This is a genomic window from Thermodesulfovibrionales bacterium, from assembly GCA_026417875.1.
Lineage (GTDB): Bacteria > Nitrospirota > Thermodesulfovibrionia > Thermodesulfovibrionales > CALJEL01 > CALJEL01.
This window is the reverse complement of sequence record JAOACK010000052.1, coordinates 344-13,841: the sequence shown is the minus strand read 5'-3', so window position 1 is coordinate 13,841 and position 13,498 is coordinate 344. Positions and strand designations below refer to the sequence as shown.

Annotated in this window: 15 protein-coding genes; all 15 read right to left on the bottom strand. The window is 38.2% G+C overall.

Features of this window, described 5'->3' with window-relative positions:
• Window positions 1-168: 168 nt before the first annotated feature.
• Window positions 169-1,716 (bottom strand): glutamine-hydrolyzing GMP synthase, encoded by a 1,548-nt coding sequence (guaA, locus tag N2257_08780; protein ID MCX7794476.1) that lies wholly within the window; start codon window positions 1,714-1,716, stop codon window positions 169-171.
• Window positions 1,710-3,167, bottom strand: coding sequence for an IMP dehydrogenase (gene guaB, locus N2257_08775; GenBank protein MCX7794475.1), 1,458 nt, complete (start codon window positions 3,165-3,167; stop codon window positions 1,710-1,712). The genes guaA and guaB overlap by 7 nt, the downstream gene beginning before the upstream one ends.
• Window positions 3,168-3,223: 56 nt before the next feature.
• Window positions 3,224-3,733 carry a chromate transporter gene (locus N2257_08770; protein ID MCX7794474.1) on the bottom strand — a complete coding sequence of 170 codons (510 nt, stop codon included), beginning with the start codon at window positions 3,731-3,733 and terminating at the stop codon, window positions 3,224-3,226.
• The gene (locus N2257_08765; GenBank protein ID MCX7794473.1) at window positions 3,726-4,265 is read right to left on the bottom strand and encodes a chromate transporter; all 540 of its coding nucleotides are present in this window, start codon (window positions 4,263-4,265) and stop codon (window positions 3,726-3,728) included. The genes N2257_08770 and N2257_08765 overlap by 8 nt, the downstream gene beginning before the upstream one ends.
• Window positions 4,262-5,449: a hypothetical protein gene (locus tag N2257_08760; protein MCX7794472.1), complete on the bottom strand. Its 1,188-nt coding sequence runs from the start codon at window positions 5,447-5,449 to the stop codon at window positions 4,262-4,264. Before N2257_08760 ends, N2257_08765 begins: the two co-directional genes overlap by 4 nt.
• Window positions 5,450-5,457: 8 nt before the next feature.
• On the bottom strand, window positions 5,458-5,901 hold the full coding sequence (locus tag N2257_08755) for a hypothetical protein (GenBank protein MCX7794471.1): 444 nt from the start codon (window positions 5,899-5,901) through the stop codon (window positions 5,458-5,460).
• A 3-nt stretch (window positions 5,902-5,904) separates the two neighbouring features.
• Window positions 5,905-7,107 (bottom strand): class I SAM-dependent RNA methyltransferase, encoded by a 1,203-nt coding sequence (locus N2257_08750; protein MCX7794470.1) that lies wholly within the window; start codon window positions 7,105-7,107, stop codon window positions 5,905-5,907.
• Window positions 7,108-7,137: 30 nt separating this feature from the next.
• Window positions 7,138-8,376, bottom strand: a complete 1,239-nt coding sequence (locus N2257_08745; protein MCX7794469.1) for a beta-ketoacyl-[acyl-carrier-protein] synthase family protein — start codon at window positions 8,374-8,376, stop codon at window positions 7,138-7,140.
• Window positions 8,369-9,118 (bottom strand): 3-oxoacyl-[acyl-carrier-protein] reductase, encoded by a 750-nt coding sequence (fabG, locus tag N2257_08740; GenBank protein MCX7794468.1) that lies wholly within the window; start codon window positions 9,116-9,118, stop codon window positions 8,369-8,371. Before fabG ends, N2257_08745 begins: the two co-directional genes overlap by 8 nt.
• Before the next feature lie 9 nt (window positions 9,119-9,127).
• Complete coding sequence (locus N2257_08735; GenBank protein ID MCX7794467.1) at window positions 9,128-10,177, bottom strand: class I SAM-dependent methyltransferase; 1,050 nt, start codon at window positions 10,175-10,177, stop codon at window positions 9,128-9,130.
• A 423-nt stretch (window positions 10,178-10,600) separates the two neighbouring features.
• Window positions 10,601-11,002, bottom strand: coding sequence for a hypothetical protein (locus N2257_08730; protein MCX7794466.1), 402 nt, complete (start codon window positions 11,000-11,002; stop codon window positions 10,601-10,603).
• Window positions 11,003-11,253: 251 nt separating this feature from the next.
• Window positions 11,254-11,958, bottom strand: coding sequence for a molybdopterin-dependent oxidoreductase (locus N2257_08725; GenBank protein MCX7794465.1), 705 nt, complete (start codon window positions 11,956-11,958; stop codon window positions 11,254-11,256).
• Entirely contained in the window at window positions 11,951-12,553 is a 603-nt protein-coding gene (locus tag N2257_08720) for a sulfite oxidase-like oxidoreductase (GenBank protein ID MCX7794464.1), read from the bottom strand. The genes N2257_08725 and N2257_08720 overlap by 8 nt, the downstream gene beginning before the upstream one ends.
• A 17-nt stretch (window positions 12,554-12,570) precedes the next feature.
• Window positions 12,571-13,041 carry a bacterioferritin gene (gene bfr / locus N2257_08715; GenBank protein MCX7794463.1) on the bottom strand — a complete coding sequence of 157 codons (471 nt, stop codon included), beginning with the start codon at window positions 13,039-13,041 and terminating at the stop codon, window positions 12,571-12,573.
• Window positions 13,042-13,106: 65 nt separating this feature from the next.
• Window positions 13,107-13,498, bottom strand: a 392-nt coding sequence (locus N2257_08710) for a rubrerythrin family protein (GenBank protein ID MCX7794462.1), incomplete at its 5' end; no start/stop codon positions are given.

Here is a 13,498-nt window from a genome sequence, read left to right as displayed (position 1 = left end):
TCATAGGATACAAGGGATAGCACAGGTCTTATCCTCTTTCCTCCAGCAAAGAGACTGTAGGTCATAGCAGAATGAAGAAGCTCAGGTCGTATTTTTGATGAAAAATATTTTTTAAGATAGGAATCAACTAGAGCCCTTTTCTGCTCTAAATAATCTTTTATATCCATCTCACTCCCACTCAATTGTGCTTGGAGGCTTCGAACTTATGTCATAGACAACCCTGTTTACACCTCTGACCTCATTGATTATTCTAAGTGAAATCCTTTCAAGAAGCTCATAGGGAAGTCTTGCCCAGTCTGCTGTCATTCCATCAAGGCTCGTTACAGCCCTCACTGCAACAACATTCTCATAGGTCCTTTCATCTCCCATAACACCAACACTCTTTACAGGCAGAAGAACTGCAAAGGCCTGCCATAGCGACCTGTAAAGTCCCGCAGCCTTTATTTCTTCAAGTACTATTGAGTCAGCCTCTCTTAGGATTCTTAATTTCTCTTCTGTAACCTCTCCAATGCACCTTATTGCGAGTCCTGGACCAGGAAAAGGATGCCTCCAGCATATCTCATCGGGAAGACCGAGCTCCTGTCCAAGTACCCTGACCTCATCCTTGAATAATTCTCTTAAGGGTTCAATAAGCTTAAGTTTCATGACCTCTGGCAGACCTCCAACATTATGATGACTCTTGATTACAGCTGAAGGTCCTTTGAAGGAAACACTCTCAATTACATCAGGATAAAGGGTTCCCTGAGCAAGAAATTCTACATCACTGATCTTTCTTGCCTCTTCTTCAAAAACCTCAATGAATTCCCTTCCTATAATTTTTCTCTTTTTTTCAGGATCAGTAACACCTCTTAATTTTTCAAGAAATCTTCTTCCGGCATCAACATAAATTAGCTTAATATGAAAGTTTTCTTCAAAGGTCTTTCTTACCTTTTCCGCCTCCCCTTTTCTTAGTAAACCATTGTCAACAAATATACATACAAGGTTATCACCAATGGCTTTGTGAACAAGAACGGCTGTCACAGATGAGTCAACTCCTCCACTTAAGGCGCATATAACCTTTCTATTATTAACCTTCTGTCTAATGTCCTCTATTGCCCACTGGATAAAAGAGCTCATCTGCCATTCAGGTCTGCATCCGCATATATCATAGACAAAATTCTGAAGGATTTTTATACCAAGCTCTGTATGAACTACCTCTGGATGAAACTGAAGTGCATAGAGCCTTCTTGAACTATCCGCCATGGCAGCTACTGGAGAATTCTCAGTATGACCGATTATATGAAACCCTGCAGGCATCTTCTCTATTCTATCAGCGTGGCTCATCCAAACCTTTGTTTTTGAAGGGATATCTTTGAATAAGTCAGAGCTATCATCAATAATCAACTCAGCCCTGCCGTATTCTCGTTTCTGTGCCCTTGCAACCTTTCCGCCAAGCATGTGAGCAATCGCCTGCATTCCATAGCATATTCCAAGAACAGGTATGCCAAGCTCAAAGATTCTTATATCAGGAAGAGGGGATCCTTCATCATACACACTGCTTGGACCACCAGAAAGTATAATGCCTTTTGGAGAAAAGGACTTTATTCTCTCAATAGAGGCATTAAATGGGTATATCTCTGAATAAACCCTGCTTTCCCTGATGCGTCTTGCTATTAGCTGGGTATATTGAGAGCCAAAATCAAGGACCAGTATCTTCTCAAAGTGTATCTCTACCATTCACGCCTGTAATTTGGGGCCTCTTTTACAAGGATAACATCATGGACATGGCTTTCTCTTAGGCCTGCCTGTGTGATCTGTATGAACCTTGCCTTTTTCCTGAGTTCCTCAAGATTTTTTGCGCCACAGTATCCCATGCCAGATTTTACTCCACCTATCAATTGGTGTATTGTATTAGCAAGTGGACCTTTGTATGGAACCCTGCCCTCAACTCCTTCCGGCACGAGTTTTTTGGGCTCAACGTCCTGCTGACCGTATCTATCTTTTGTTCCCTGCATCATTGCACCAAGTGAGCCCATACCCCTGTATTCCTTGTAGCTTCTTCCTTCATAAAGTACAATCTCACCAGGAGCCTCATCTGTTCCAGCAAAGAGGCTACCAATCATAACACTTGTTGCACCAGCAGCGAGTGCCTTTGTTATATCACCGGAGTATTTTATTCCTCCATCTGCTATAATAGGTACCCTGTATCTCTTCGCTACTTTATAACAATTCATGATTGCAGTTATCTGTGGTACGCCTGCACCGGCAACTATCCTCGTGGTACATATAGAGCCAGGTCCTATACCTACTTTGATTGCATCAGCACCTGCCTTTATAAGGTCAAGGGCACCTTCTTCAGTGGCAACATTTCCTGCAATTATATCAATACTCAATTTCTTTTTTAATTTCTTGAGTGTATCTATAACTGCCTTTGAATGGCCATGGGCAGTATCTATAACTATAACATCAGCACCTGCTTTTGCAAGAAGCTCGGCCCTGTAAACAGCTTCCTCTCCCACCCCTACAGACGCTCCAACCATAAGCCTGCCGAGTTTGTCCTTACAGGCATTTGGATACTTCTTTCTTTTTTCAATATCCTTTATGGTTATAAGACCTTTAAGATTAAAATCTTTATCAACAATGGGCAGCTTTTCAATCTTGTATTTATGAAGTATCTCCTTTGCCTCTTCAAGGGTTGTACCAACAGGAGCAGTGATTAGCCTTTCCTTTGTCATAACCTCTGATACTTTTTTCTTCATGTTCGTCTCAAATCTCATATCCCTGTTGGTTATAATTCCAATAAGTTTTCCATTCTTTGTGACAGGTATTCCTGATATCTTGTATGTGGACATAAGTTTTTCAACCTCAGCAAGTGTTGCATCAGGATCAACTGTAACAGGATCAATTATCATCCCGCTTTCTGATTTTTTCACCTTATCTACTTCCTTAACCTGTCTTTCAATGCTCATAGCCCTGTGGATTATGCCTATCCCGCCCTCCCTGGCAATTGCGATAGCGAGATTGGATTCTGTCACTGTATCCATTGCTGCACTGACAAGAGGAATATTAAGCTTTACATGCCTGCTCAGATAAGTGGTAAGGTCGACATCCTTTGGAAGGACATCAGAACGGGCCGGCAGTAAAAGAACATCATCAAAGGTTAAACCATACTCTATCTTTTTATCCATGCATTCACTCCTTTTTTTGCTTTAAATTTTAACATTTATGGGTTTAAGAAGGCAAATTAGTAGATTAAAATCCCTGCTAAACCTGCACCAAGGATTACAAAGGTGGGATCAATTTTTGTAAAAGCTATTAATATAAAAGCCGAGATGGCGATAAAAAGAGTATAAAAATCTGTCAAAGAAGAATTTGCGACTGTTATCGCAGTTGCCATAAGAAGGCCGACCACCGCAGGCTTTATACCCTTAAAAACAGCATTAACAACGGACGAATTTCTGAATCCCTGGTAATAATAACTTATGAGAGTAACAATTATAAGGGATGGTAGATAGGTACTTACTGCTGCTCCAATAGCGCCAGTAATTCCAAAGAGTTTGTAACCAATAAAGGCATTCATGATTGTAAGAGGTCCTGGAGTCATTTGACCTATTGCTATGGCCTCTAAAAATTCCTGATGACTGAGCCACTGCATTTTCTGAACAAGTTCTTTTTCAAGCAGGGGTATCATTGCATAACCACCGCCTATGGTAAAGAGATTTATATAAAAAAGTATAAAAAAGAATTTAAACATTCCTTCTACCATAAATAATTAGACCAGTTATGCCGCTAAGTATGAGGAGTAATATCGGGTTTATTTTAAAAAAAGCTAGTAGAAACACAGAAGAGCCTATTGCGGCAGCTGACGGCTTATTTATTATCCTTCTGCTAAGCTTATAAATTACACTCAAAATAAGTCCTACAACAGCTGCACCTATTCCTTTTAAAAAAGCCTTCACTTCTTGCACTTCCCGGTATTTTACATATATATAACCAAGGATAATAACGATTACCAGGGAAGGAAGAACCTGTCCGAGTATTGTTACTACAGCTCCCCGGAATCTCCTGAGGAAATAACCAATAAATATTCCTGTATTTATAATTGGTGCACCGGGTGTTAGCTGTCCAATAGCTACTGCCTCACTGAATTCCTCTTCATTAAGCCACCTTTTTTTGCGTACAAGTTCCCTCTCAAAAAAGGCCAGCATGGAATAGACACCACCAAAGGCGAAGGTACCTATTTTGAGAAAGACAAAAAAAATCTTTTTTAAAGGAATATCTTTCATTTTAATTTTTTCTTAAGTCTATGAAGCTCAATAAATCCGTCCTCCTTTGTCTTTATTTTGCCAGAAAACTGTAATGCCAATAATTTTTTTAAAAGGATTCCAATCTGTCTGGATTTTATATTACAGCTCTTTAGTATATCAAGACCTGTGATTAACGGTTTATCCATTATTTTTTTAAATCTTTGAGCTTCTTTAAGGAGTCTTTTATCACTGAATAAAAAACCAAGACCTTCTGGCAAATCTTTTATCTCATAAAAGAACTCAAAGAGTCTTTTCTTATCTTTAAAAATTTCAGGGCTCCATCTTTTTATTATCCTGTGAAAGGCATTAATGAGTCTTTGATTTTTTTTGCTTAATCTTAAAAACCATGTCCCTTTTTTGTAACTCAGCCACACCAGCCTTAAAAAACCTAGTATATTTAGATCCTGGTCAAAATTAGAGGATACATAAAACATATTTTTTTTATAAAAATAGGTAAGTTTTTTGCAAAATCTAAAATTATAGTTTATATTTCTGTTATTAACTCCAAGTATTAATTGAAAAATTTTGTCTTCAATTGCCATCTTTAAATATCTATCTGTGTTTTCTAAGTTTAAAAGTTTTATCAACTCAGAGGTAAGTCTTTCAGCAGGAGGCCTTTTAATTAGAACTCTAAGCTCTTTAAGTATATCTCTGGTCACAGGTTCAATTGAACCTTTTATCTCCGCAGATAGTCTATATGCCCTCAGTATCCTTAAAGGATCAGAAGAAAGGTTTTCTTTAGAAATAGCCCTGATTATCCTTTTTTTAAGGTCTCTGAGTCCTCCATAAATGTCAATAATGCCACGTTCAGGAGACCAAGCAAGACTATTTATCGTAAAATCTCTTTTACTCAGGTCCCTTTCTATTGAGTCATCTGTAAAGGTAATATCTATCTCTTTCCCATCAAGAACAATCCTTGCCAGATTTTTTATGATAAAAAAACTTCCTCCCAGTTGTTGTGCAATTTTTTTTATTGCTTCTATATCAAGCTTTCCAATTACTACATAATCTCTGTCATTGGCAATCCTGCCAAGAAAAAGATCCCTCAAATAACCACCGACAAGAAAGGAAGATGGAAGCTCCTTTCTGATCAAGCTATCAACAGGGTCATTCCTCAGTGTCTCAATTACACTATTTATCTCCCTTACAGGGAGTTTTAACATCTGAGGCTTCATAATGTGCTTGCCACAATCTTAGAAATTTCCTCAGCAATCAGATGACATTCAAAACGAATAGATTTAACCTTATCCTCTGCAAGCTCCTTTGCCATAAGACAGAGTTTTCTGAGAACCTTAAATCTATTTCCATAATAAAGCCAGTAAAAAATATTCAGGATATCAGAGTTATCCAGCTCGTTTAATTCCTTCTCCTCAACCCCTGCCCTAAGAAGAATATTTTTAACAAAACCCTTTGGTGGATCATCTGTCCAGAGGATAATTTTTAAGAGTCCAGACCAGTTAAGGCATAAATGTACTTTTATGCCTTCAGTAAGGTTTATTTCAAAGAGCTTCTTTCTAATATCTTCTGAAATTATATAAGAACCATCAGGTAGACCAAAAAGTTCTTTATGAGCCCTTCTGGTTACCTCATCTTGACAGAGCGCGATCTCCTCCAAATTTCAGCTCCTTTTTTTTAGGATTGTTAATGTTTCAATATGATAAGTATTTGGAAAGAAATCAAAAATCTCAATGCCCCGCACCTCATATCTGTCTGAAATCTTTTTTATATCCCTTGCTAAGGTCGATGGATTACAGGAAACATAGAAGATATCTTCAGGCTCAGCCTCAAGGACTGTCTTTAAGGCCCTGTCAGTGAGACCCGGTCTGGGAGGATCAATAATTACAATATCATATTTACCTGAAGATTTAAACTTCTCGACTGATAAATTAACAGCTCTTATATTTTTTATTTCATTCAGTGCTATATTCCTTTTAAGATCTAAGAAAGCAGCGGGATTTTCCTCAACAGAGGTTACTTCCNTGACCTTCCTTGACAGGGGTATAGAAAAATTACCGGCACCAGCATAAAGATCAAGCAACCTTATGTCATGGCGGTATATTAATTCAGAGATATGTTTGATTAACGCCAGATTCAGCTCCCAGTTGGATTGAAAAAAACTCTTTGCTGAGACAGTATAATTTAGACCATCAAGGGAAAGACTTATATATTCTGCACCATGATTTTTATTTTCAAAAGTAATTCCAGAAACATCTTTATTAAAAATTTCTATTGCTTCATTCTTATAATTAAGTCCTTTAAGGTACGCAAGAATTTCACTCCCATTGCTTGAAAGATGTATTTCCTTTAAGGATTGAAATTTTGATAATCCCTGAATAGAGGGTAATAATAAGTTAATCTTGTCAATCATGAGCGGGCAGGAGCTCAGAGGAACGAGCTGCCTGCTCCCCTCTTTATAAAAGCCTATACCCGAGCTATCTATTTTAAACTGAGCCCTGTATCTGTAATTAAAAGGTCTTGAAGCCCTTACGGGTACAATATCTATCTCAATTTTTGCTATCCTTTTAAGTATGTCTTTCAGGACATCTACTTTGATATTCAGCTGGTAATCATATTCCGCATGCTGTAAATGACAGCCTCCACATGTTCCATATACTGCGCAGACTGGCCTTATCCTCCATTGAGATGGTTCAACAACCTCAACAACCCGAGCAAGGGAATAATCTTTTTTCTTTTCTTCTATGACTATATCTACAAGCTCATCAGGAAGGGCACCTCTAACAAAGATAATGGCCTGGCCTTCTTCCTTTACAAGTACATAACCACCGTAAACGGAGATACCTGTTCTTACTCTCTGGACCATTTAATATTTTAACACAGTAAAGGAATGATATTATTCTGGTCTCTCGATTATTACAGCAGAATTCTGACCATAGGGGTCAGAGCTCAAAACAAGGACTCTTTTAATGCTTGCAGTTCTTGAAATATTAGGAACATAATCAAGATCACATTCAGGGTCTTTTATCAGGTAATTCACAGTGGGCGGGATAAATCCCTCAACTATTGCACCAACTGCAGCGACAAGGCTAAAGGTGCCTGAAGCAGAAAAGGTCTCACCGAGCATTGATTTTATAGAACTTACAGGTATTTTATAAGCATAGTCTTTAAAGACATTCTTTATAGCCTCCGTCTCCATCCTGTCAAGACCAGGGGTTGAATTAGCGGCACCACATATATAATCAATATCTTCAGGCTCAAGATGAGCCTGCTTCAGTGCTTCTTTAATTGCGAGTTCAAGTCCACCACTTTTCTTATCAAATCCTATATCTCCCTCTGGTTCAAAGGCGCTGCCATAACCTGTAATCCTTGCAAGAATTGTGGCACCTCTCTTAATGGCATGTTCTTCTGATTCAAGCACAATTACTGCCGAACCCTCAGAAAATATAAAACCCTTTCTTCTTTTATCATAAGGACATGAAAGGGGTTCTGAGCCATCACAACCGGAAAGAAATTCTAATGTGTGAAAGCATAAAAAAGTTTCTTCACAGAGTTCCTCAACCCCTCCAGCAAGAACTGCATCAGCTCTCCCGAGTTTTATAAAATCAGAGGCATATATGATGGAGTCAAGTCCTGCACAGAAACCAGTAGAAATGGTAGTATTAAAGCCCTTTATATTAAATAAAATAGAGATACGACTTGCAGGAGAATTTATCACGGTATTTGGAAAATGAGAAGGATTTACAAATCTGGGACCTTCTCTTAAACTTGTGAGGTCAAACTGAGATATGCTGTGCAGACTGCCAAAGGTCGCACCTATGCTCACACCTACCTGATGAGTATTATCATTGTCTATGATGATACCGGAATCTTCAATAGCAAGTTTTGCTGCAGCGCAGACAAGGATGGTGCTCCTGTCAAGATCCTTTATCTTCCTTTTTTCAAAAAAAATTAAAGGATCAAAGTTTTTTATCTCACCGGCTATAGATATATTGAATTTTGATGAATCAAAAAGGGTTATCTTAGAAAAACACTGTTCTCCATTTCTAAGAGCATTCCAGAATTTATTCTTTCCATTTCCAAGAGGTGAAATTACACCGGCACCTGTTATTACAACATCCTGCTTTTTATCCAAGAAGCCCGAGACCTCCATCAATCTCTATTGTCTGGCCTGTTATATAGGATGATGCATCACTTACAAGATAGAGAACGATCCTTGCAACTTCCTCGGGTGTACCAAATCTCTTGAATGGTATTGTCTCCATTAATTTTTCTCTCAATCTGGCAGGTATCTTTTCTGTCATGTCAGTATGAATAAATCCTGGAGCAACAGCATTAACCCTTATATTATAGGGTGCTACCTCCCTTGCTAGTGCTTTAGTAAAACCTATGATACCAGCCTTAGAAGATGCATAATTAACCTGTCCAGGCATGGGGTGTATTCCACTTAAAGAAGAAATATTAATGATATTACCGCTCTGTTGCTTTAAAAAAGAGATTATGGAAGCCCGAGTGGTATTGAATACACCTGTAAGATTTGTATCTATAACCTCTCGCCATTCTTCTGGACTCATAAACATAAATGCCCTGTCTCGTGTTATACCTGCATTATTAACAAGAATATCGTATCTTCCGAGTTCCTTAGCCTTCTCAACAAGGGTCTTAACCTGCTCAAAGTCCCTTACATCAGCCCTTACAGGTAGGGCCTCCCCTCCTTCAGCTTCAATCTCTACAGAAAGTTCCCTCGCTTGAGCCTCACTTGAAATATAGGTAAAAATGCATTTAGCTCCCTTTTTGCATAGCGCTTTTACAATTGCACGACCAATACCTCTACTGCCGCCGGTAACAATGGCGACACTGCCTGATAATGACTCCATCGAGCTACCCTATTTTTTATGAATCGTATAAAATACAACAATACCTGTGGGTTCCCTTTTTTCAGTTATAATTGATGAAGGTATACCCGCTGCCTGGAATATTCTGTAGAAATCAGTCGGATTTCTCTGAAGGAAACCATCCCAGTCCACTATCCAGTGATAGGGTCTGTGGTCATATCTGTCAGCATCCTTAAAGGCGACTATAATAACTCCACCAGGATTAAGGATATTATAAAGCGTTTTGAACATCCTTACCAGAAAATCTGACGGCAGATAATCAAAGAAACCCACACTGTAAATAATATCCTGACCCCTGAACTCACTCATACTGGAGTCAACATCAAACATCCTTACTGCATTGTATTTGAAAAATTTGACATATTCGTCAAGACCCAGTGTAGATAGTCTCTTCATGGAGAACCTCAGGGCCTCTTCATCGTTGTCAATACATGTTACATCAGCTTTATAATCCATTATCTCCACAGCAAGACCCATGAGCTCACGGCACGAACCGCAAGCAATATTAAGCACTGATCCACCCTTCCTGTTCTGAAGCTCTTGCCTGAGCATCTCTTCAAGCATTTTTATCCTGTTTCTGACAGCCTTTCCAAGGGGAGAGTTCAGGAGATAAAGGTCAAGATAATAGCCGATACCAATGGAAAGAGGGATATTTTTATAACAATTCTCCATTGTTATATAATCGCCCTGATAACCCCTTGGCCAGTTTCTTGCCCTGTTAAAATAATAACTCTTTAAAAATATCGGGTTTGTTTTATCCCTGAATATAAACTGGGCACATTTAATAATCTTTCTGTCCTTTACACCTTCTTCAAAAGCCTTAAAAAAGGGAATAACACTATCAAGAGCTCCTGAGACCTCTCTGTAAATCTCTTCATTGTAATGCTGGCCAATACAGAATGGTTCAATATCCTGAAGTTTCTTGTTAAGTCCTGAAATGGTTTCAGCAAGAAGTTCAGCCCATCTACTATTTTCTTCACCTGGAAAGATTAGGTCTTTTGCGGTAAGCTGATTAGAATTCTTGACTTCTCTGTACCCCATAGTGCCCTCCAAATAATTTTTTTATTTTTAATGCTCATAGCATATTGCCCCCAAAGCAAATATATTTGAAGCTTTCCCAACCATTCACCCTTTTAAGAGATTTTAATTTAAAAAAAAATATTTGTCAAGTTTTTGTATAAGCTATAGAAATTTGCGACATTTTCTTCTTTTCAAATAATGAATCGGAATTTTTTATGGAGCGATGATGAACTCTTTTTTTACAGGAAATTAAATAACCTAAAAGAATTCCTCAAAGGACTTTAGGTGGACAATGTAAGATTAGTTATCTATGCATCTTTGCTTTATCCTGCTATTTTACCTCCACATGTCAACACTGTCTAAGGGTGGCTTCAGGTCTCAATGGATGGAATTTGTAATGAGTAAACAGTAAAAAACTTATAGTAATGAGTTTCAAAAATAAAATTATTCTTTCAAATACATATCATAAAGAACCTTTCCTGTAAAAAAATCTGCCCAGGCTATAGCTATATCAGGAAAGGTTGATTTTAGAAACATCTGTTCAAGTGGTATAGACTTTGCAAACATCTCAGCAATACTGTAGTGTGCCATTAATACAGTTCCGTAAATAACTATTATTCCATTAAAAAGATAACCATAAACAGCAGTTTTCCTGGATAAAAAAAGTGCCGTAACAAGCACAACATCAATCAGGGGAAAAATAAAGGCGAGAAACTTTGTCGAGTCAAATATTTTTATTTCTGGGTTGAGTTTATCAGTTACAACAAAGGGATGTATTCTGTAATGCAGAAGAAGCCCTGAAAGGGCAAGTAAAAAAAGTGCAATAATAAGCAATTTTTTGTTCATACTTCCCTCCTAAAATTTAAATTTAACCATATGTCCGAGATAAAAAGTAAATGCTATTGCAATTATGTGGAGTATCCACCAGCCAAGCTTAAATTTCATGAAATATCTAAGCATAATTTCACCCCCACAGGATATTACCAAGTATGTACACAAGGGTTATACCCACTATATGGACAATCCACCATCCTGGCTTTAAAAAGCTTATCTTATCCATAAAATCTTTTAAATCCATTTTTAGCCCTCCCATTAAATTAATAATCAAGCTCTCCTGGCTTTTTTATCTCAATGGTTTCTCCTGTATCAAGTAAATAATCATGACCTGGCTGGATTGTTCCTTCACTGGAGTAGCCGAATTGAGACCAGTATCCTTCTCCACCTTTTTCAACAAAAACCAATTTCGTAATTGTTTTAACATTTTTATATCCATATTTAAAAGGTATTATGAGCCTAAGTGGTGCTCCATACTCTGGTAAAAGCGGTCTGCCATTCATAGTATGAACAAACAAAACACTCGGCTTTAATAGATCTTCTATTGATATATACTCAAAATAATCATCTGCAGCATAAAAATATAAATATTTTGCCTCTTTTCTTGGTTTTACCATGTTAAATAGTAGTTCTGGCTTAAATCCTGTCCAGCTTGCCTTTGCAGACCAGCACTCAACACATTTAAGTCTGGACACCTGGGTATGCTGTTCAAATTCCATGATCTCTTTTATATCAAGTTTTAAAGGATTATAACATAAACCACTTACCTCAAGCCTCCATTTTCTTATATCAACAGGTCTGAAAGGTCTGTAAAATCTTATATAGAATCCAGGTCTATCCTCATTTTTAAGCAGAGGGACATTATTGCTTAAGCAGGAAGGCAAGATTGTTGATGCCATGATTCCACCAGCTATCTTTAAAAAATCCCTTCTTTTGACTGCTCCTCTTTTACCGGCTATTTTATGCATACCTTTCCTCTTTCCAGGGATCTGCTGTGTTACTGTAGCCTCTCACTTCCCAGAAACCTGGTCTGTCTTCTTTAAGAAATTCTACTTCCCTCACCCATTTTGCGCTTTTATATGCATATCTCTTTGGAACAACAAGCCTTAGTGGATAGCCATGCTCTGGTGTCAAAGTCTTTCCATCATATTCATAGGCAAATATTACATCATCATCCATTGCTACTTCCAGGGGAAGGTTTGTTGAGTATCCACCATAAGCCAAAATATTTACAAACCTGGCTTCCAACAGAGGTTCGGCAAGAAGTGCTATTGTCTTAAAAAGAACACCTTTCCATTTGAGGTCAAATTTAGACCATCCTGTCACACAGTGAAAATCTGTAACCAGTTCAACAGAGGGGAGTTTCAAAAAATCTTTATAAGTAAATATGAGATCATTTTTTATCAATCCTTTTACCCTGAATTTCCATTCAGAAATGGAAATTTCAGGAACATCTCCATAATGCAAGACAGGAAAGTCTGTCCTCAACTTCTGTCCAGGAGGTAATCTTTTATGAATATCAATTGAGCCCATAAGTAGAAACAGAATTTGCGGTGCGGGCATTAACCCGCACCATAAGTTTATTTTTCTATCTGGGTTGTCAGAAAAACAGGTAGTGTCATATGGCTTATCTGGTCCTGAAGCTCTTCTATACCATCTACATGCTGGTCTTCATCCTTCAGAATGTCCTCAAGGATCTCTCTCGTAGCAAAATCATTGACCTCGCCTGCAAGTTTTATTGCCTCATTGTAGGCTTTTATAGCAGCCATCTCTAATGCATGGTCACTGGCAAGCATCTTTGGAATTTCATCACCTATGTGCATTTCCCTAAGTTTCGATACAATGGGAATACCCTCAAGGAAGATAATCCTTCCTATGAGTTTTTCTGCATGCCTCATCTCTGTAATTGCTCTCTGCTCAAAATGTTTGTGAAGCTTCTCATATCCCCAGTTTGCGCACATCTCAGAATGGACCATGTACTGATTGATTGCCGTTAGTTCATCAGCAAGCAATGAATTCAATGTCTCAATAAGTCTGGGATCTCCCTTCATAAATCCTCCTGCCTTACTATAAATTCATAGCGCAATGCGCTTTAAGATTCTTTATTAAGGAAAGACTAAAATCTCTTAAACTTCTCACCCTGAACACCGCAAATAGGACATCTCTCGGGCACCTTTCCGACAACAGTATGACCACATACAGGACAGATATTAATCTCACCAATGTCAAGATCCTTACCACCCTTTACAGCATCCTTGGCCTCAGAATATAGAGCAGAATGAATCTTTTCTGCTTCAAGCGCATAATGCATCGATCTGACCGCCTTTTTCTCATCTTGAAGTTCAGCTACTGCCTTATAGGCAGGATACATCTCCTGAACCTCATAGTTTTCTCCCTCAATTGCGATATCAAGATTATCAAGTGTAAGGTTACTTCCATTTAAGGCATTAAGATGATTGGTTGCATGAACCCGCTCTGCATAGGCTATAGCCCTGAAGAGCCTCGCAA

Coding starts and splice junctions, on each gene's coding strand:
- N2257_08770 (MCX7794474.1), bottom strand. CDS start 3,733: ATGTTTAAATTCTTTTTTATACTTTTTTATATAAATCTCTTTACCATA.
- N2257_08730 (MCX7794466.1), bottom strand. CDS start 11,002: ATGAACAAAAAATTGCTTATTATTGCACTTTTTTTACTTGCCCTTTCA.
- N2257_08720 (MCX7794464.1), bottom strand. CDS start 12,553: ATGCCCGCACCGCAAATTCTGTTTCTACTTATGGGCTCAATTGATATT.
- guaB (MCX7794475.1), bottom strand. CDS start 3,167: ATGGATAAAAAGATAGAGTATGGTTTAACCTTTGATGATGTTCTTTTA.
- N2257_08760 (MCX7794472.1), bottom strand. CDS start 5,449: ATGTTAAAACTCCCTGTAAGGGAGATAAATAGTGTAATTGAGACACTG.
- N2257_08725 (MCX7794465.1), bottom strand. CDS start 11,958: ATGCATAAAATAGCCGGTAAAAGAGGAGCAGTCAAAAGAAGGGATTTT.
- bfr (MCX7794463.1), bottom strand. CDS start 13,041: ATGAAGGGAGATCCCAGACTTATTGAGACATTGAATTCATTGCTTGCT.
- guaA (MCX7794476.1), bottom strand. CDS start 1,716: ATGGTAGAGATACACTTTGAGAAGATACTGGTCCTTGATTTTGGCTCT.
- N2257_08735 (MCX7794467.1), bottom strand. CDS start 10,177: ATGGGGTACAGAGAAGTCAAGAATTCTAATCAGCTTACCGCAAAAGAC.
- fabG (MCX7794468.1), bottom strand. CDS start 9,118: ATGGAGTCATTATCAGGCAGTGTCGCCATTGTTACCGGCGGCAGTAGA.
- N2257_08765 (MCX7794473.1), bottom strand. CDS start 4,265: ATGAAAGATATTCCTTTAAAAAAGATTTTTTTTGTCTTTCTCAAAATA.